12 protein-coding genes are annotated in these 16,815 nt (G+C 66.7%); 6 read left to right on the top strand and 6 right to left on the bottom strand.

Going from position 1 to position 16,815, the window contains the following annotated elements; translation table 11 throughout:
- Window positions 1-105: 105 nt before the first annotated feature.
- The 5 genes from ACP7EY_RS02435 to folD form a co-directional block, all read right to left on the bottom strand.
- Entirely contained in the window at window positions 106-354 is a 249-nt protein-coding gene (locus ACP7EY_RS02435) for a hypothetical protein (protein WP_426190110.1), read from the bottom strand.
- The gene (locus ACP7EY_RS02440; protein ID WP_426190112.1) at window positions 351-776 is read right to left on the bottom strand and encodes a DNA polymerase III subunit chi; all 426 of its coding nucleotides are present in this window, start codon (window positions 774-776) and stop codon (window positions 351-353) included. Before ACP7EY_RS02440 ends, ACP7EY_RS02435 begins: the two co-directional genes overlap by 4 nt.
- 31 nt (window positions 777-807) lie before the next feature.
- Window positions 808-1,497, bottom strand: coding sequence for a DUF4124 domain-containing protein (locus ACP7EY_RS02445; RefSeq protein ID WP_426190114.1), 690 nt, complete (start codon window positions 1,495-1,497; stop codon window positions 808-810).
- A gap of 30 nt (window positions 1,498-1,527) precedes the next feature.
- Window positions 1,528-3,615: a M3 family metallopeptidase gene (locus ACP7EY_RS02450; protein WP_426190116.1), complete on the bottom strand. Its 2,088-nt coding sequence runs from the start codon at window positions 3,613-3,615 to the stop codon at window positions 1,528-1,530.
- An 84-nt stretch (window positions 3,616-3,699) separates the two neighbouring features.
- The gene (folD, locus tag ACP7EY_RS02455) at window positions 3,700-4,551 is read right to left on the bottom strand and encodes a bifunctional methylenetetrahydrofolate dehydrogenase/methenyltetrahydrofolate cyclohydrolase FolD (protein ID WP_426190118.1); all 852 of its coding nucleotides are present in this window, start codon (window positions 4,549-4,551) and stop codon (window positions 3,700-3,702) included.
- A 280-nt stretch (window positions 4,552-4,831) separates the two neighbouring features.
- On the opposite strand from folD, the gene aceE reads away from it, so the two are divergent.
- The 5 genes from aceE (at window position 4,832) to ACP7EY_RS02480 (ending at window position 14,837) form a co-directional block, all read left to right on the top strand.
- Window positions 4,832-7,528, top strand: a complete 2,697-nt coding sequence (gene aceE, locus ACP7EY_RS02460) for a pyruvate dehydrogenase (acetyl-transferring), homodimeric type (protein WP_426190120.1) — start codon at window positions 4,832-4,834, stop codon at window positions 7,526-7,528.
- 75 nt (window positions 7,529-7,603) lie between these two features.
- The gene (gene aceF, locus ACP7EY_RS02465) at window positions 7,604-9,289 is read left to right on the top strand and encodes a dihydrolipoyllysine-residue acetyltransferase (RefSeq protein ID WP_426190122.1); all 1,686 of its coding nucleotides are present in this window, start codon (window positions 7,604-7,606) and stop codon (window positions 9,287-9,289) included.
- A gap of 11 nt (window positions 9,290-9,300) precedes the next feature.
- A complete protein-coding gene (gene lpdA / locus ACP7EY_RS02470) occupies window positions 9,301-11,085 on the top strand; it encodes a dihydrolipoyl dehydrogenase (RefSeq protein ID WP_426190124.1) in 1,785 nt (594 codons plus the stop codon).
- Window positions 11,086-11,269: 184 nt separating this feature from the next.
- Complete coding sequence (locus ACP7EY_RS02475) at window positions 11,270-14,497, top strand: DEAD/DEAH box helicase (RefSeq protein WP_426190126.1); 3,228 nt, start codon at window positions 11,270-11,272, stop codon at window positions 14,495-14,497.
- A 31-nt stretch (window positions 14,498-14,528) separates the two neighbouring features.
- A complete protein-coding gene (locus ACP7EY_RS02480) occupies window positions 14,529-14,837 on the top strand; it encodes a hypothetical protein (protein WP_426190128.1) in 309 nt (102 codons plus the stop codon).
- Window positions 14,838-14,860: 23 nt separating this feature from the next.
- On the opposite strand, the gene ACP7EY_RS02485 is transcribed toward ACP7EY_RS02480, so the two are convergent.
- The gene (locus ACP7EY_RS02485; RefSeq protein ID WP_426190130.1) at window positions 14,861-15,547 is read right to left on the bottom strand and encodes a TetR/AcrR family transcriptional regulator; all 687 of its coding nucleotides are present in this window, start codon (window positions 15,545-15,547) and stop codon (window positions 14,861-14,863) included.
- 114 nt (window positions 15,548-15,661) lie between these two features.
- Between ACP7EY_RS02485 and ACP7EY_RS02490 the strand changes: the two genes are divergently transcribed.
- The gene (locus ACP7EY_RS02490; RefSeq protein ID WP_426190132.1) at window positions 15,662-16,810 is read left to right on the top strand and encodes an HlyD family secretion protein; all 1,149 of its coding nucleotides are present in this window, start codon (window positions 15,662-15,664) and stop codon (window positions 16,808-16,810) included.
- Window positions 16,811-16,815 lie beyond the last annotated feature (5 nt).

Consider the following 16,815-nt stretch of genomic DNA (forward strand, 5'->3'; position numbering starts at 1 on the left):
ATTGTCGGCTTCGCAAAGTGGTAAACGCAGCCGTGCAGACCCGCTGCCCGGCGGGCCCGGCAAGTTTGTCAGCAGATGCAAGTGGCGCGGCGCGGGCGCCCCCGTCTACCCGTGCCCGACTTCGCGCGCGATGATTTCACGCACCGCCGCGCGCACGCCCTGGCGGATCTCGCCCATCGCCTGTTGCATGGCACGCTCGACGGCAGATTCGATCTGGCCGTGGAGGTTTTCCATCAGGTGCTCGAACAGGCGGCGTTCGAGCGCCTCCCAGTCGACCTGCGCTGCCGCGGGCGGCTCCTGGAACACTTCCGTGAGGACGGGAATGCCGGCATCGAAGGGGGGGGAATTGCTCATGGCTGGCCTGCAACAAAGTGGGTCAAGGGAAATGCCTGTTTTTTGTAGGCGACGTAGCGCTTGCGCCCTTCGGCAGCGTCGGCCTCGTCGAGGGAAATGATTTCAAATACACGCTGGAAACGCTCGACGCGCTGGGGCGTGCGGCGACTCAGGTTGACCAGCATGTCGCCATGGGGGAAATCGGCCCCATCGTCGTCGGTGACGAGTATCGGCGTCTGCGCCGCCAGCGCGTCACCGGCCAGCACGTGCGGCAGAAAATCGGTGTCGGACACGCTCCACAGGGCCGCGTCCAGCTGCGTCGCCTGGGCGGCGTCCTCGGTCAGCAGCACCAGCTTGCCGCCGGCCGCGTAGGCCTTGCGGGCCAGGCGGCAGGCGTAGGCGAGCTTGTCGGGGATATTGGTGTGAAAATCGATACGGGTCATGCGCGCCTTTGAAAGGAAAAGCTGACCATGGTCAGAATTGAAAACCGGGCGGCGCATTCTCGGCCGCCGGCTTTGGCGATGCTGGTGCCGGCGCCGGTGGCGCCATGACGGGATCGGGCGTTGGCGGCGGCGCCGCGGCCAGTGCCGGCGCCGCCCGCCAGCCCGCCGGCAAACGCGATTGCAGCGGATAGCTGGCCGCCGTCAGCGCTTCCTGCCAGGCCTGTGCTTCGAAGCCGATCTGCTTGCCCGCGCCGACCAGCAGCAGGGGCAGGCGGGCATCGCTGCCCGCCGCCTTGAGTTGCTGCTGGTCGTCGTTGGAGTGGACGGTTTTTTCCGTGAACGGCACGCCCCGCTGTTGCAACAGGGCGCGGCCCTGGTCGCAGGCCTCGCAGGACGAGGTGGTGTAGAGGACCACGGGATGGCGCCGCACCGCCTCGCTCAAGGCGTAGGGCAGGGACGGCAGGCTGGCGCCACCCCCGCCGGGCACGGCGGCGACGGCGGGCCGGGCAGGCGGCCTGGCGCCAGCGCGGGCGGGCGCCGGTTCAGGCGGCGGCTGGTCGCTGAAGTGGGTGACACCGTTGGCGTCTTTCCAGCGATACATTTGCGCACTGGCGCTCGCGGCCGCCAGCGCCAGCACCAGCGCGCACAGGCAGGCCGCCGGCAGGCGCTGCGCCCCCCGCTGCTTGCTGCCGGCTTGCCGCCTCACCCACGTCACCGTCATACCGTCTCCAAAAAACCCGGCCGGGGCCCGTCAGGAACCCATGCCGCTGTGGCGCAACAAGGCGTCGATGCTCGGTTCGCGCCCGCGGAAGGCCTTGAACGATTCGAGCGCGGGGCGCGAGCCGCCGACGGCCAGGATTTCTTGCTGAAAACGCTTGCCCGTATCGGCCGACAGGCTGCCGCCACCGGCCGCCACCGCTTCTTCGAAGGCGGCGTAGGCGTCGGCGGACAAGACTTCCGCCCACTTGTAGCTATAGTACCCGGCTGCGTAGCCGCCGGCAAAAATATGCCCGAACGAGTGTTGGAAACGGTTGAAGGCGGGCGGCATCATGACGGAAAACTTTTGACGGACGTCATTGATGAGTTCCTGCACGCTTTGCTCGCTGGCGGGATCGAAGTCGTAGTGCAAATGCATGTCGACCAGGGAAAACTCCACCTGGCGCAGCGTCTGCATGCCCGACTGGAAATTTTTGGCGGCCAGCATCTTGTCGTACAGGGCGCGGGGCAGTGGCTCGCCCGTCTTGACGTGGCCGGTCAGCTGTTGCAGTACTTCCCACTCCCAGCAGAAATTTTCCATGAACTGGGACGGCAATTCCACTGCATCCCACTCGACGCCGGAAATGCCGGACACGCCGATTTCATCGACTTGCGTGAGCATGTGGTGCAGGCCGTGACCGAATTCGTGGAACAGGGTGGTGACCTCGTCGTGGGTGAACAGCGAGCTTTGCTGCACGCCGTCGACGGTGGCGGGCGGGGTGAAGTTGCAGGTGAGATAGGCAATCGGCGTTTGCACGGCGCCGCCGATGTCGAGCCGGCGACCGCGCGCATCGTCCATCCAGGCGCCGCCGCCCTTGCCGGCGCGGGCGTACAGGTCGAGGTAGAACTGGCCGATCAGTTCGCCGTCGCGCTCGATGCGGAAGAAGCGCACATCGGGATGCCAGACGGCGGCCGTGTCAGGCCCAATCGACACGGAAAACAGTTGTTCGACCAGCTTGAACAGGCCGTCGACCACTTTCGGTTCGGGGAAGTACTGTTTGACTTCCTGGGCGGAAAACGCGTAACGCTGTTCCTGCAGTTTTTCCGAGGCGTAGGCGAGGTCCCAGGCTTCGAGCTGGGCGATGCCCAGGTGTTCGCTGGCGAAGGCGCGCAGTTCGGCCAGGTCTTTCTCGGCGTAGGGGCGGGCCCGGCGCGCCAGGTCTTCCAGGAATTCGATGACGTGCTCGGGGCTCTGGGCCATTTTCGGCACCAGCGACACTTCGGCGAAGTTGCGGTAATCGAGCAGTTTGGCTTCTTCGTCGCGCAGTTTGAGCAAGGTGGCGATGTTGGCCGTGTTGTCCCATTTTTCCAGCTCGGAAAACACGGTGCCCATTTCGGACGCCTTGGTGGCGCTGGCGCGGTAAATGGTTTCACGCAGGCTGCGCTTGTGGGCAAATTGCAGCACCGGGAAATAGCTGGGGTAGTGCAGTGTGAACAGGTAGCCCGTCTTGCCGGCCGCTTCGGCGGCGGCGTGCGCGGCCTGGCGGGCATCGTCGGGCACGCCGTCGAGGTCGGCCACGTCGGCCACCACGAGCTGGTAGTCGTTGGTGGCGTCGAGCACGTTTTCAGAGAAGCGGGTGCTCACGGCGGCGTGCTGTTCCTGGATGTCGGCAAAGCGCGCTTTTTTCGATTCGGGCAATTCGGCGCCGCCCAGGCGGAAGTCGCGCAGGGCGTTGTCGATGATTTTCTTGCGCGCCGGCGCCAGGTTGACGGTGTCGGGGTTGGCCTTTAATTGCTTGTACTTGGCGAACAGGGCCTCGTTTTGCGACAGCGCCGTCCAGAACTCCGTCACCTTCGGCTGGTTGTCGTTGTAGACGGCGCGCAATTCCGGCGTGTCCATCACGCTGTTGAGGTGGTTGACGATGCCCCAGGCGCGGCCCAGGTGCTCGGTGGCCACTTCCAGCGGGGTGACGAAGTCGTCCCAGCTGACGGTGTCGGCAGGCTGCTCGAGCCGGCTTACCACGGCGCTCGCCTCGGCGATGAGCGCATCGACGGCCGCGGACACGTGTTCTGGGCGGATGGCGTCGAAGCGGGGCAGGCCCGAAAAATCGAGCAAGGGGTTGGAAATGGTTTCAGTAGTCATGATGGGTGCTTTCCAATGTCAGATTCAGACGCCGACGAAGCGCACAGCGTGTGCGCCCCGGCCGGATTTTTTCGTGCCGTTCGTTCAGCCCGGCTCGCGCTCGGCCGCTTCCACGGTATTCATCAACAGCATGGTGATCGTCATCGGCCCGACGCCGCCCGGCACCGGGGTGATGAAGGCGGCCACCTGGGCCACCGCCGCGGTGTCGACATCGCCGCACAGCTTGCCCGCATCGTCGCGGTTCATGCCCACATCGATGACGATGGCGCCCGGCTTGACCATGTCGGCCGTCAAGGTGTTGCGGCGACCGACGGCGGCCACCACCACATCGGCTTGCCGGGTGTACAGGCCCAGGTCCGGCGTCGCACTATGGCAGATGGTGACGGTGGCGTTCGCTTGCAAGAGCAGCAGGGCCATTGGTTTGCCCACCGTGTTGCTGCGGCCAATCACCACCGCGTGCTTGCCGCGCAGGTCGACGCCGGTGCTCTCGATCAGTTTCATGCAGCCGTAGGGCGTGCAGGGGCGAAAGCCGGGCAGGCCCGTCATCAGTTCGCCGGCCGACAGCACCGAGTAGCCGTCGACATCCTTGGTGGTCGAGATCGCCTCGATCACCTTGTGCGGGTTGATGTGGCGCGGCAAGGGCATCTGCACCAGGATGCCGTGGATGGCGGGGTCGACGTTCAGGGCGGCGATGCGCGCCAGCAGGTCCGCTTCCGTCATTTCCGCTTCGTATTTTTCCAGCACCGAGTGAAAGCCCACGTCGGCGCAGGCCTTGACCTTGTTGCGCACGTAGACCTGGCTGGCCGGGTCGGCGCCCACCAGGATCACCGCCAGGCCCGGTTGCTTGCCGCGGGCGGCGAGGGCGGCGGCGCGACGGGCGATCTCGCTACGCAGGGTGTGGGAAAGGGCGACGCCATCGATCAGTTGTGCGGACATAGGGATATATAAGTAGAAGAAGCGGAGAGGAACCGCGATTATAAGGCGCACGCCAGGTTCGCGCCGCGCCCGTACGCACTGGCGCCGCGGGAAAAAGCGGTGTCGTTCCACAATATGAAATCATATATCGCCATTTGAGATATTTCAGAAGTGCTGTTAGAATCTTTATACTAGGATAGGCTTCCACTTTATGACCTGGTAAATACACCAGACAACCGTCCGCCGGCTGATGCACCGCATCGCCAGCCTGGTAGGGCGCCCACCACAAGGAGACGCATCAATGTCAGCTCAACTCGATCAGTTGACGGCCCAGGCCGCCAACGACCCGGACACCCTCGAAACCAAGGAATGGCTCGAAGCACTCGAAGCCGTGATTGAAAACGAGGGACCGGAGCGTGCCCATTACCTGATGGAGCGGCTGGTCGACCTGGCCCGTCGCCGTGGCGCCCACATCCCGTTTTCCAGCAATACCGCCTACGTCAACACCATTCCCACCCACCTGGAAACCCATTGCCCCGGCAACCTGGAATACGAAGAGCGCCTGCGCTCGTGGATGCGCTGGAACGCGATGGCGATGGTGGTCAAGGCCAACCGCGTCGACGGTGACCTGGGCGGCCACATTTCCTCGTTCGCCTCGCTGGCCAATATGCTCGGCATCGGCTTCAACCACTTCTGGCACGCCCCCACCGACACCCATGGCGGCGACCTGCTGTACATCCAGGGCCACTCCTCGCCCGGCGTGTACGCGCGCGCCTTCCTCGAAGGACGCCTGTCCGAAGACCAGTTGCTCAATTTCCGCCGCGAAGTCGATGGCAAGGGCCTGTCCTCGTACCCGCACCCGAAACTGATGCCGACCTTCTGGCAGTTCCCCACCGTGTCGATGGGCTTGGGCCCGCTGATGGCGATCTACCAGGCGCGCTTCCTGAAATACCTGCACGCGCGCGGCATCGCCGACACCGGCAACCGCAAGGTGTGGGTCTTCTGCGGCGACGGCGAGATGGACGAGCCCGAATCGATGGGCGCGATCGGCATGGCCGCGCGCGAGCGTCTCGACAACCTCGTCATGGTCGTCAACTGTAATCTGCAGCGCCTGGACGGTCCCGTGCGCGGCAACGGCAAGATCATCCAGGAACTCGAAGCGGACTTCCGCGGCGCTGGCTGGAACGTCGTCAAGGTGGTGTGGGGTCCCGGCTGGGACGCCCTGCTGGCCAAGGACAAGGACGGCATCCTGCAGCGCGTGATGATGGAAACCGTCGACGGCGAATACCAGAACTACAAGGCCAAGGACGGCGCGTACGTGCGCAAGCACTTCTTCGGCAAGCACCCGGAGCTGCTGAAAATGGTCGCCAACATGACCGACGACGACATCTGGCGCCTCACCCGGGGCGGTCACGACCCGCATAAAATCTACGCCGCCTTCAAGGTCGCGCAAGAGAACAAGGGCACCCCCACGGTCCTGCTGGTGAAAACCGTCAAGGGCTTCGGCATGGGCAAATCGGGCGAAGCGCGCAACACGGCGCACCAGACCAAGAAGCTCGACGACGACGCCATCCGCGAAATGCGCGACCGCTTCGCCATCCCGATCCCGGACGACCAGCTGGCCGACATCCCTTTCTTCAAGCCGGCCGACGACGCCCCGGAAATGGTGTATCTGCACGAGCGCCGCAAGGCGCTGGGCGGCTACCTGCCGCAGCGCCGCCCGAAAGCGGACGAGAAGCTGACCATTCCCCCCCTGTCGGCGTTCCAGAACGTGCTCGACGCCACCGCCGAAGGCCGCGAAATCTCCACCACGCAGAGTTTTGTGCGGATCATTTCGACGCTGCTGCGCGACCCGAGCCTGGGCCAGCGCATCGTGCCGATCCTGGTCGACGAATCGCGCACCTTCGGCATGGAAGGGCTGTTCCGCCAGATCGGTATTTTCAACCAGCAGGGCCAGTTGTACGAGCCGGTCGACAAGGACCAGGTGATGTACTACCGCGAAGACAAGGCCGGCCAGATTCTGCAGGAGGGTATCAATGAAGCGGGCGGCATGAGCTCGTGGATCGCCGCGGCGACGTCGTACTCGACCAACAACCGCGTCATGATCCCGTTCTACACCTTCTACTCGATGTTCGGCATGCAGCGCATCGGCGACCTGGTATGGGCCGCCGGCGACATGCGTGCACGCGGCTTCCTGATGGGCGGCACGGCAGGGCGCACTACCCTCAACGGCGAAGGCTTGCAGCACGAAGACGGCCATAGCCACATCTTCGCCGCCACCGTCCCCAACTGCATGCCCTACGACCCCACCTTCGCCCACGAAGTGGCGGTGATCGTCCAGGACGGCCTGCGCCGCATGGTCGACGAGCAGGAAGACGTGTTTTATTACATCACCCTGATGAACGAGAACTACCCGATGCCAGGCCTGCACCAGGGCACCGAGCAGCAGATCCTCAAGGGCATGTACCTGTTGCAGGAAGGCCCGCAAGAGGCCAAGGCGCGCGTGCAGCTGATCGGCTCGGGCACCATCCTGCGCGAATCGATTTTCGCCGCCGAGCTGTTGATGAACGACTGGGGCATCGCCGCCGACGTCTGGTCGGCGCCATCGCTGACCATGGTGGCCCGCGACGGCGCCGATTGCGAGCGCTGGAACATGGTCAACCCGACCGCCGAACAGCGCGTGCCGTATGCGACCCAATTGCTGCAATCGACGACCGGTCCGATCATCTCCACCACCGACTACGTGCGCCTGTTCTCCGACCAGATCCGCCCGTACGTGCCGACCGGTCGCCATTTCACGGCGCTCGGCACGGATGGCTTCGGCCGCTCCGATTCGCGCGTCAAGCTGCGCGAATTCTTCGAGGTCAACCGCTACTACGTCACGGTGGCCGCGCTCAAGGCGCTCGCCGACGAAGGCGTGCTGCCGCTGTCGACGGTGGCCGAAGCGGTGGCCAAGTACGGCATCAATCCGAACAAGCCCAATCCGGTTACCCAGTAATGCTCGTGGTGGGGAGGCAGCCTCGCGGGGACTGCCTCCCTTCACGTCCCAACAAATAGAAAACGGAGTCATGCCATGAGCATTGTGGAAGTCAAGGTCCCGGATATCGGCGATTTCAAGGAAGTGGAAGTGATCGAATTGATGGTCAAGGTGGGCGACACCATCAAGGTCGACCAGTCGCTGCTGACGGTCGAGTCGGACAAGGCCAGCATGGAAATTCCATCGTCGGCGGCCGGCGTGGTGAAAGAAATCAAGGTCAAGGTCGGTGACAAGGTGGCCGAAGGTTCGCTGGTGCTGATGGTGGAAGCGGCCGACGCTGCCGCTGCCCCCGCCGCTGCTCCCGCTGCTGCTGCCGCCGCCGCCCCTGCGGCTGCCGCCCCGGCTGTCGCTGTGGCGCCAGCCGCTGCCGCGCCGGCGGCCGCCGGCGGTATCGTCGAAGTCAAGGTGCCCGACATCGGCGACTTCAAGGAAGTCGAAGTCATCGAACTGATGGTCAAGGTGGGCGACACCATCAAGGTCGACCAGTCGCTGCTGACGGTCGAATCGGACAAGGCCAGCATGGAAATTCCCTCGTCGACGGCTGGCGTGGTGAAAGAAATCAAGGTCAAGGTGGGCGACAAGGTGGCCGAAGGCTCGCTGGTGCTGCTGGTCGAAGCCAGCGGCGGCGCCGCCGCCGCGCCGGCCGCTGCTGCTGCTGCTGCACCTGCCGCTGCTGCTGCTGCCGTACCTGCTGCTGCTGCCGCCGCCGCCGCCGCCCCTGCCGCCGCCACGGCGACTGTCGCCGCGCCGGCCGCCGCCGCCGCGCCCTCGGCCGCCCAGGTGGACGCCTCCAAGGCCCACGCTTCTCCCTCGATCCGCAAGTTCGCCCGCGAACTCGGTGTCGATCTGGGCCGGGTCGGTGGCAGCGGTCCGAAAGGCCGCATCACCCAGCTCGACGTGCAGAACTTCGTCAAGGGTGTGCTCGCCGAAGGTCCCGTGGCCAAGGCGCCGGCCGCCGCGCCTGCCGCCGGTGGCGGCCTGACGCTGCTGCCATGGCCGTCGCTCGACTTCAGCAAATTCGGCACGACCGAAGAGCTGCCACTGTCGCGCATCAAGAAGATCAGCGGCCCGAACCTGCACCGCAACTGGGTCATGATCCCGCACGTGACGCAGTACGACAAGTCGGACGTGACGGACCTGGAACAGTTCCGCGTCGAGTCAAACGCCGCGCTGGCCAAGGCCAAGTCGACCGTCAAGCTGACCATGCTGGCGTTTGTCATCAAGGCCGCCGTCACCGCCCTGAAGAAATTCCCCGCGTTTAATGCGTCGCTGTCGGCCGACGGCGCCAGCCTGATCCTCAAGCAGTACTACAACATCGGCTTCGCCGCCGACACCCCGCAAGGGCTGGTGGTGCCCGTGCTGAAAGACGCCGACAAAAAAACCGTGTCGCAGATCGCCACCGAGATGGGCGAACTGTCCGCGCAGGCGCGCGACGGCAAGCTCAAGCCGACCGACATGCAGGGCGCGTCGTTCACCATTTCGTCGCTGGGCGGGATTGGCGGGACGTATTTCACGCCGATTATCAATGCGCCCGAAGTGGCGATCCTGGGCCTGTCGAAAACGGCGATGGAACCGGTGTGGGACGGCGAGGCATTCCAGCCCCGCCTGATGCTGCCCTTGTCGCTGTCGTATGACCACCGCGTCATCGACGGCGCCATGGGCGCGCGTTTTACTGCCTACCTGGCCGATATCCTGGCCGACCTGCGCAAAACCCTGCTGTGATTGGAGCATCGATGAGCACTATTGAAATCAAAGTCCCCAACATCGGCGATTTTAAGGAAGTCGAGATCATCGAAATCCTGGTCAAGGCGGGCGACACCATCAAGGCCGACCAGTCCCTGATCACGGTCGAGTCCGACAAGGCCAGCATGGAAATTCCCTCGTCGGCCGCCGGCGTGGTCAGGGAGCTCAAAGTCAAGGTGGGCGACAAGGTGGCCGAAGGCTCGCTGTTGCTGATGCTTGAAGAGGCCGCCGCTGCCGCCGCACCCGCTGCCGCTGCACCTGCAGCCGCCGCACCTGCAGCCGCCGCACCTGCCGCACCGGCGGCTGCGCCGGCCGCCACCGCGCCCGCCTCGGCGTCCTTTGCCGGCAAGGCCGACATCGAATGCGAGATGATGGTGCTGGGCGCCGGTCCCGGCGGCTATTCGGCCGCCTTCCGTGCCGCCGACCTGGGCATGGACACGGTCCTGATCGAGCGCTATCCGACCCTGGGCGGGGTGTGCCTGAACGTCGGCTGCATCCCCTCGAAAGCGCTGCTGCACGTGGCGGCGGTGATCGACGAGACGGCCACCATGTCCAAGCACGGCATCAGCTTCGCCGCGCCTGCCATCGACATCGACCAGCTGCGCGGCTGGAAAGAGAAAGTGGTCAGCAAGATGACCGGCGGCCTGGCCGGCATGGCCAAGGCGCGCAAGGTCAAGGTGGTGCAGGGCGTCGGCCAGTTCGTCGGTCCGCACCACATCGAAGTGACGGCCGGCGACGGCAGCAAGACCGTCATCGCCTTCAAGCAGGCCATCATCGCCGCCGGTTCTTCGGTGGTGAACCTGCCGTTCGTGCCGGAAGATCCGCGCATCGTCGATTCGACGGGCGCGCTGGAACTGCGCGCGATTCCAAAGAAAATGCTGGTCATCGGCGGCGGCATCATCGGCCTGGAAATGGCCACCGTGTACTCGACGCTGGGCGCGCGCATCGATGTCGTCGAAATGCTCGACGGCCTGATGCAGGGCGCCGACCGCGACATGGTCAAGGTCTGGCAGAAGTACAACGAAGCGCGCTTCGACAACATCATGACCAAGACCAAGACGGTGGGCGTGGAAGCGCTCCCCGAGGGCATCAAGGTGACGTTCGCCGCCGCCGAGGAAGGCGCCACGGCGCCGCCGCCGCAGCTCTATGACATGGTGCTGGTGGCGGTCGGACGCAGCCCGAACGGCGCCAAGGTGGCCGCCGACAAGGCCGGCGTGACCGTCAGCGAGCGAGGCTTCATCGCCGTCGACAAGCAGATGCGCACCAACGTGCCACACATCTTCGCCATCGGCGACCTGGTCGGCCAGCCCATGCTGGCCCACAAGGCGGTGCACGAGGCGCACGTGGCGGCCGAGGCGGCGCACGGCGAGAAGGCCTTCTTCGACGTCAAGGTGATTCCGTCGGTGGCCTACACCGATCCCGAAGTGGCATGGGTCGGCATCACCGAGGACGAGGCCAAGGCCAAGGGCATCAAGCTCGAGAAGGGCCACTTCCCGTGGGCCGCTTCCGGGCGCGCCGTCGCCAATGGCCGCGACGAGGGCTTCACCAAGCTGCTGTTCGATGCCGAGACCCACCGCATCGTCGGCGGCGGCATCGTCGGCACCCATGCGGGCGACATGATCGGAGAAATCGCGCTGGCCATCGAAATGGGCGCCGACGGCGTCGATATCGGCAAGACGATCCACCCCCATCCGACGCTCGGTGAGTCGATCGGCATGGCGGCCGAAGTGTACGAAGGCGTGTGCACCGACCTGCCACCGCCGCGCAAGCGCTAAAGTTCCCGGCCCGGTCGCAACGACCGGGCCGCCTGGCGCAGCAGCGGCCAGTCCTCGCGTCAACCATCTCCCCTTCAAATTCGTGTAAGCTTCGGCCCCCGTTCGGGCCAACGCCGATGCGCCATGTTGCGCGCTTCACGGCGTACTTGCGTCAATTTGCACGATGAATAATCAGGAACACACTATGCCGGCTGCTTACCTCACGACGCTGCGATATTGGCGCGATGTCGAGGCCCTGACAGTGCCGGACCTGCCCAGGCCCGGCAAGCGCCCGCAACTGCTGTGCCGCTACGGCGACGCGCTGCCCTGGGCCGCCACGCAGGCCACCCCCGCACCGGCCGTCCACAAGTATTTCGCCTATTTCGGTCTGGTCGACAAGCGCGTGCTGGAAGACGAACTGGCCGGCTTGTTCGGGGCGCAGGCGCAGGCGCAGTCGTTCAGCGGCAACCACCAGCGCGCCGTCATCGGCAAGACCTTCCTGTGCGCCATCGAGATCGGCGCCGACGGCGGGCCCAACCCCGCTTCGCTGCAAGTGGCGGCGTTTTGCGTGGCCATCGCCGGGCGCGTGACCGGCGCCGCGATCGGCCATGCGACCTTCGCCGCCGCCTTCCAGGAGCGCGTCGCGGCCATCGGCGGGGTGGTCGACGCCGCCTGGTTCGAGCAGGTCAACGCGACGCTGATCGAGGCGCTCGGGTGGCAGCCGCGCCAGTGGCCGGCGCGCGAGCAGCTGTGCCTGCACAAGGTGGCGCTGGTCGACGGCAAGGGCAAACGGCTGGCCCGTGCGCCCGAGCTGGACCCCGTCAACTCCTTCTACCTGGACGATCTCGAACGGATCATCCAGGCTGCTGAAAACGGCGCCGGCGCCGGCCAGGTGCGCCACTACCTGGAAGGCCAGCACCAGGCCGACGCGCGCGTCGACGTCACCGGCTTCGCCGCGCTCGACGCCGCGCTGGCCGCGCAGCGCTTTCCGGCCGGCCGCTGGCCCAGCCAGTTTCCCCTGTTCCTGATGCAGCAGGTGGCCGTCAACCGCGCCATCGAGGCGCTCGACGACGGCGGCATATTTTCCGTCAACGGGCCACCGGGCACCGGCAAGACCACGCTGCTGATGGACGTCATCGCCGCCCGCCTGGTCGCGCGCGCCGAGCTGCTGGCCCGCTTCGACGATCCCCAGCAGGCGTTCACCGCGTGTGCCGAGGCGATCGCCTACCCGGCCAACGGCGCCGGCGCCGTCTATCGGGGGCAGCAGTACGAGGTCGATGCCAGCCTGCTCGACGGCGGCATCGTCGTCGCCAGCGCCAACAACCAGGCGGTGGAAAATATCACGCTCGACCTGCCCAGCCTGGAAAAGGTATTTCCCCAGCCCCTGCAGGCGGGGCGCTCGCGCTTCGACTATTTTGCCGCCAGCGCCGAGTCGATTCTCAATGAGCCGCCCCGCGCCGCCGGCGCCGCCGAGGCCGAGCCGGACGACGAGACGGCGCCGGCGCGCGCGCGGCTGGCCTGCTGGGGCCTGATCTCGGTCCCGCTGGGCAATCGCAAGAACCGCAAGCTGGTGGCGGCCCGGCTGGGCCGCTTCGGCGAGGCCGGCCTGTTCAAGGAACTCGACAAGCTCGCCCTGGGCGCGCTCGACTGGAACAGCGCCCGTACCGCCTTTTATACGGCAGTGGCGCGGGTCGACGCCCTGCAGGACGCCATCGCCCGCCACGACGTGCTGTGGGCGGCCGCCGCCGAGGCCCGCGCCGCCCTCGCGCTGGCCCAGGCCGACCGGCTCGCCGGCGCGCGCCGCCAGCGCGCCGCCGCTGCCGCACTGGCGGCGATCGAGGCGTCCACCCAGGACAGCGTCGCCGCCCTTGCGGCGAACGGCCAGGCGCGCGCCGCGCTGGCGCGGGCCTGGCCGTGGTGGCGCCAGCTGTTCGCCCGCATCCTGCGCCGCGACGATTTCAACCGCTTCCAGGTGCAGCACGCGGCGCTGGCGGCCGATGCGGGCGCGCTCGGTCCCGGCCGCGCCGCCGCGCGCCGCAGCCGGCTCGAAACGCTGGCCGAAGCGCACGCGGCCGCCGCCGCACTGCAAGGGGCCGAAGCGGCGCTGGCTGCGGCCAAGCGCGCGCTGGGCCTGATCGACGAGCAATTGCAGACGCTGCGCACGCAGCTGGGGCCGGCCGCGTTCGATCCGCTGGCCTTCCAGGCGCTGTCGGTGGAGGCGCAGCAGAAGTCGCTGCCGCGCAGTAATCCGGCCTACCATGCGGCGCGCGCCGAGGTGTTCGTCGCCGCCATGCATCTGCACAAGGCGTTTCTGAAAAATGCCGGTAACGGCTTCCGCTCGAATTTTCAGCTGGCCCTGGCGATGCTCGAGCAGCAGCCCTTTATCCAGCCGCACCTGGCCACCATGGCGCCCCATCTGTGGGCCACTTTCTTCCTCGCCGTGCCGGTCGTGTCGAGCACCTTCGCCTCGGTGGCGCGCTGCTTTGGCGACCTGGGCGAGGGGCAGATCGGCCTGCTGCTGGTGGACGAGGCGGGGCAGGCGGTGCCCTCGCACGCGCTGGGCGCCGTCTGGCGCGCCCGGCGCGTGCTGATGGTGGGCGACCCGATGCAGGTCGAGCCGGTCATCAAGATGGATCGCACGCTCGACCTGGCCATGCTCACTTACCACGGCGCGCCGCCGCAGCACCTGTTGACGGCCCATTCGGCCCAGCACCTGGCCGACCGCGGCAACCGCCATGGCGCCAGCGTGGTCCAGTACGACGGCAGCGCGCTGTGGGTGGGCGCGCCGCTGCGCGTGCACCGGCGCTGCGTCGAACCGATGTTTTCGCTGGCGAACCGGATCGCCTACAACGACAGCATGGTGTCCGGCCTGGCCGGCGCCGACGAAGAAGCGGCCAGCGCGGCGCGGCCGCTATTGGGCCCCTCGGGCTGGCACGACGTGCGCGGCGCCGACTTCGACCAGCATTACAGCGCGGCCGAAGGCAATGCGGCGCTGGCGATGGTGAGCGCGTATGCCCGCCACGGCTGGGTCGACGGGGCCGACGGCTTGCCCGACCTGTTCCTCATTTCGCCGTTCAAGTCGGTCGCCGACGAACTGCACAGCGCCTTGCGGCGCCGCGCGGGCGCCTGGGCGGCGGGCGTGGACGAGCTGGTGCTGGCGGCGTGGCTGAAAAGCCACGTGGGCACGGTGCACACGTTCCAGGGCAAGCAGTGCGAATCGGTGGTGTTCGTCCTCGGCGGCGGCACGGCCGGCGCGCGCAACTGGGCGGGCAGTCGCCCCAACCTGATCAACGTCGCCGTCACCCGCGCCCAGCGGCGCCTGTACGTGATCGGCGACCGCCAGGCGTGGTCGCAGACGGTGTTTGGCAAGATGCTGGCCGAGGCCTTGCCGGCGATCGGGCCCCAGGCGCCGCCCGGGGGCACGGCGGTGTAAGATCGGGGCTCACCGTCAATGGAGTCCTTTCATGCCTGCTCTGTTCGCTCCCAAGGCTGCGCAAACCCGGCCGCCGATGCTCACCGCCCTCATCAAGGTGTTTGGCGTGACCGCACTGCTGCTGCTCATTCCCATGGCAGCCATGCAACTGAGTGAGGAAGTGCGGTGGGGCATCGGCGACTTTGCCGCCGCGGCGGCGCTATTGGCCGCTACCGGCAGCGCATACGTGATCGCGGCGCGGTACCTGGCCAGTGCCAGGGCGCGCATGCTGGCAGGCGGCGCCCTGGCCGTCGTGATGCTGGTGGTGTGGGCTGAACTGGCCGTGGGACTGCTACGGTAGCAGCCCGTCGGCACAGGCGCTGATCACACGTTCTTCAGCACGCTCCTGTAAAACAGGTCGAGCCGCTGGTCGAGTTCGTGCTCGACCTGGGCGGGCGCCACCGCGGCAGGCGCAAACAGCATGCGCTCGTAGGGGTCGCCGATGATGCAATTCATCAGGTAGACGGGCAGCAGGGTGACGTCGAGTTCATCGCGCAGCTGGCAGCGGATGTCGGCGCGCGAGAAAAATGCCAGCAGCATCTTGCGCGTCTGCTGCGGCCCCCCTTCAAAAAAGGTCTGCGCCAGTTCCGTATTGGCGGGCGCGTCCGCCACCACCATGCGGTGCATGGCCAGTGCTTCGGGACGGCTGATCAGGTCGAGGAAGTGCAGGGCGAAGTCGCGCACGCTTTCCTTCAGGGGGCGCGGGTCGGCCAGCATTTCGTGGGGCCGGTAGAATTTTTCGCGATTCGCTTCCAGCACCGCCGTGAGCAACCCCGCCTTGCCGCCGAACTTGACATAGATGGTGCGCACGGCCACGTGGGCTTCGCGCGCCAGCATCTCCAGGCTGACGTTGGGATAGCCGTGCTTGATGAACAGGGCGCCCGCCGTGTGCACCAGTTCCTGCTGGCGCGCGGCCCGATCGCTGCTGCGGGGGCGCCCGGCGGCGCACTTGACGGCGGCGCATTTGCTGTCGTCGTCAGGCGCGACGGTAAGGGGGGAGTCGGTAGTCATGGTCAGACTGTAGACCAAAATAAAATGAAATGCAATCGTTTCATTTCTTGACTTCGCCATTTATCTCACGAATAATGCCTCTCTTCTAATGTCGATCATTCACCCGGAGTTTCCATGTCTGCCAACCTCAACAAAGCCGATCCCCAGCCGCTCGCCGCCGTTGCCGGGGGGCAGGACGCCCCCGCCGCCGCGCCCGCCAAGGCGCCGCCCAACAAGCGCGTGATCGGCATCGTCGCCGTGATCGCCCTGATCGCCATCGGCGTGGGCGGGCGCATGTGGTACCGCAGCCACTACTATGTGGAAACGGAGAATGCCTTCGTTTCCGGCCACGTCACCCCGGTGTCGTCGCGCGTGTCGGGCGTGGTCACCCGCGTGCTGGTCGAGGACAACCAGGTCGTCGCCGCCGGCGCCGTCATCGCCGAACTCGATCCGGCCGACCAGGGCGTGAAAGTCGAGCAGATCCAGGCGCAGATCGCCAGTGCCGAGCAGCAGGTGCTGCAGGCCGACGCCACCATCGCCCAGACCCGCGCCCAGGCCAGCGCCGCCCAGTCGCAGGTGGTGCAGTCGCAAGCGGCCCTGCAGCGCACGCGCCAGGACGCCGAGCGCTTCGGCCAGCTCTACAACACCCAGATGAAGGCCGTCTCGAAAGCCGAGCTCGACGCTGCCAACGCGGCCCGCGCCGGCGCCACCGCCGACGTCGCGGCGCGCCGCGACAACGTCGTCGCTGCCCAGGCCCAGATCACCGCCGCCCAGTCGGCGCGCGAAGTGCTCAAGGCGCAGGTCAAGGTGCTACAGACCCAGTTGAAGGACGCCCGCCAGACGCTCGGCTACAACCGGGTCATCGCACCGGTGGCCGGCCGCATCGGCAAGCGCAGCGTCGAAGTGGGCGCGCGCGTGCAGCCGGGCCAGCAATTGGCCGCCATCGTCCAGGACGACCTGTGGGTGACCGCCAATTTCAAGGAAACCCAACTGGCCGAACTGGCCCCGGGCCAGCAGGTGCATATCGTGATCGATGCGCTGCCCAAGCACCCGCTGAGCGGCCGGCTGGACAGTTTTTCGCCCGCGTCGGGCAACCAGTTCGCCCTGCTGCCGGCCGATAACGCCACCGGCAACTTCACCAAGATCGTCCAGCGCGTGCCGGTGAAAATCACCCTGCGCCCGGAAGACGTGAAGGCCCTGAACGGCCGCCTGGCGCCGGGCATGTCGGCGCTGGTGGAGATCAAGCTCAATCAGGACAAGCAGCCGGCCGCGGCCGCGCACTGAGCCCG

The organism is Massilia sp. DWR3-1-1 (assembly GCF_049898325.1).
In the GTDB taxonomy this organism is placed as follows: domain Bacteria; phylum Pseudomonadota; class Gammaproteobacteria; order Burkholderiales; family Burkholderiaceae_D; genus JAFCUW01.

Coding starts and splice junctions, on each gene's coding strand:
- ACP7EY_RS02435 (WP_426190110.1), bottom strand. CDS start 354: ATGAGCAATTCCCCCCCCTTCGATGCCGGCATTCCCGTCCTCACGGAA.
- ACP7EY_RS02440 (WP_426190112.1), bottom strand. CDS start 776: ATGACCCGTATCGATTTTCACACCAATATCCCCGACAAGCTCGCCTAC.
- ACP7EY_RS02445 (WP_426190114.1), bottom strand. CDS start 1,497: ATGACGGTGACGTGGGTGAGGCGGCAAGCCGGCAGCAAGCAGCGGGGG.
- ACP7EY_RS02450 (WP_426190116.1), bottom strand. CDS start 3,615: ATGACTACTGAAACCATTTCCAACCCCTTGCTCGATTTTTCGGGCCTG.
- folD (WP_426190118.1), bottom strand. CDS start 4,551: ATGTCCGCACAACTGATCGATGGCGTCGCCCTTTCCCACACCCTGCGT.
- aceE (WP_426190120.1), top strand. CDS start 4,832: ATGTCAGCTCAACTCGATCAGTTGACGGCCCAGGCCGCCAACGACCCG.
- aceF (WP_426190122.1), top strand. CDS start 7,604: ATGAGCATTGTGGAAGTCAAGGTCCCGGATATCGGCGATTTCAAGGAA.
- lpdA (WP_426190124.1), top strand. CDS start 9,301: ATGAGCACTATTGAAATCAAAGTCCCCAACATCGGCGATTTTAAGGAA.
- ACP7EY_RS02475 (WP_426190126.1), top strand. CDS start 11,270: ATGCCGGCTGCTTACCTCACGACGCTGCGATATTGGCGCGATGTCGAG.
- ACP7EY_RS02480 (WP_426190128.1), top strand. CDS start 14,529: ATGCCTGCTCTGTTCGCTCCCAAGGCTGCGCAAACCCGGCCGCCGATG.
- ACP7EY_RS02485 (WP_426190130.1), bottom strand. CDS start 15,547: ATGACTACCGACTCCCCCCTTACCGTCGCGCCTGACGACGACAGCAAA.
- ACP7EY_RS02490 (WP_426190132.1), top strand. CDS start 15,662: ATGTCTGCCAACCTCAACAAAGCCGATCCCCAGCCGCTCGCCGCCGTT.